Origin of the sequence: Streptomyces glaucescens (genome assembly GCF_002154375.1) — a bacterium.
Classification (GTDB): Bacteria; Actinomycetota; Actinomycetes; order Streptomycetales; family Streptomycetaceae; genus Streptomyces; species Streptomyces glaucescens.
This window is the reverse complement of record NZ_MUND01000971.1, coordinates 1-1601: the sequence shown is the minus strand read 5'-3', so window position 1 is coordinate 1601 and position 1601 is coordinate 1. Positions and strand designations below refer to the sequence as shown.

The window sequence follows — 1601 nt, the reverse complement described above, 5'->3', positions numbered from 1 at the left end:
AGGAGATCGAGGAGCTGGAGCGCTCGGTCGAGGTGTTCCGCGCCTGGGACGCGGCCCGCGGCGGCGGGCTCCAGCGCAAGGCGGTCGTGGGCCAGCTCAACGAGGTGGGCGGCATCCTCGCCTACCACCATCCACCCCATCTGCAACGGCGCCTGTGGGGTGTGGCGGCCAACCTCGCCGTCCTCGCGGGCTGGATGTCGCACGACGTCGGCCTGGAGCCCACGGCCCAGAAGTACTTCGTGATCGCCGCCCATGCCGCGAGAGAGGGCGGCGACCGGCCCCGGGCCGGCGAGGCGCTCTCCCGGGCGGCCCGCCAGATGGTGCACCTGGGCCGGCCCGACGACGCGCTGGACCTGATGAAACTCGCCCAGTCCGGCTCCGGCGAACAGGTACTGCCCCGCACGAGAGCGATGTTCCACACCATCGAGGCGTGGGCCCAGGCGTCCATGGGCAAGGGCCAGGCGATGCGCCGCACCCTCGGCCGGGCGGAGGACCTCTTCGTCTCCGACAAGGGCGACGTGCCGCCGCCCAGCTGGATGCAGTTGTTCAACGAGGCCGATCTCTACGGCATGCAGGCCCTGGCCTATCGCACACTCGCGGAGTTCGAGCCGGCGGCGGCCGCGCACGCCCAGCACTACGCGGACAAGGCGCTGGCCCTGCGGGTCGACGCACAGGAGCGGTCGAAGATCTTCGACCATCTCTCCATGGCGTCCGCCTGCTTCATCGCCGACGACCCGGAGCAGGCGGCCGGGTACGCGCGCCTGGCGTTGGTGTCGATGAGCTCCAACTCCTCGCGCCGCACCTGGGACCGGCTGCGCCAGATGTACCGGCTCACCGCCGAGTACGCGACCTATCCGAAGATCCAGGAGCTGCGGGAGGAGATCAAACTGGCGCTGCCCAAGGACCAGGCCAAAAAGCCGGGCGGCGGCAGCACCGCCCGGGCGTGAGCGCCAGGCCGGGGAGACGAACGGCAGACACGAGGGGGAGCCGGGGCGGCGCGGGTCCTACGCGGTCACCCTGGCGACGAGCACACAGGCGTCGTCCTCGCGCTCGGTCTCGCCGAACTCCTCCACGACCACCCGCACACAGTCCTGCGCGGTGCGCGCCGCGGCGAACCGCGGGGTCAGGCCGAGGAGGCGGTCCACGGCAGCCGGATCCGCCGCGGCCCGCCCGGGCACCAGTCCGTCGGTGTGCAGCAGCAGCAGGTCGCCGGGCTCCAGGGTCTCCTCGGCCTCGCCGTAGGCGGCACCGGAGGCCGCGCCGAGCAGGACGCCGTCCGGCGCGCTCAGCCTGTGCCCCGTCCCGTCGCGGAACAGCAGCGGGGCGGGGTGTCCCGCGTGGGCCCACACCAGGGTGCGGGTGCCGGACCGGTAGCGGCAGCAGACGGCGCTGCCGAGGGCCGGCTGGACGGTGGTGTCGAGCAGTTGGTTGAGCCAGGCCATCAGCTGGCCCGGCCGGGTGCCGGCCATCGCCATCCCGCGCAGCGCGCCGAGCAGCATCGCCATGCCGGAGGTGACGGCGGGGCCGTGTCCGGTGAGGTCGCCGACGCTCAGCACGGTCTCGCCGCCGGGGAGTTCCAGCGCGTCGTACCAGTCGCCGCC

Annotated in this window: 2 protein-coding genes; one reads left to right on the top strand and one right to left on the bottom strand. The window is 73.3% G+C overall.

Features of this window, described 5'->3' with window-relative positions; all coding sequences use genetic code 11:
• The coding region (locus CCN42_RS39845; RefSeq protein WP_483883546.1) for an NsdA family TPR-like regulatory protein at positions 1-947 on the top strand (947 nt) is incomplete at its 5' end.
• Between the two features lie 57 nt (positions 948-1004).
• On the opposite strand, the gene CCN42_RS39840 is transcribed toward CCN42_RS39845, so the two are convergent.
• Positions 1005-1601 (bottom strand): PP2C family protein-serine/threonine phosphatase (locus CCN42_RS39840; protein ID WP_143662219.1); only part of this gene is annotated, 597 nt, incomplete at its 5' end.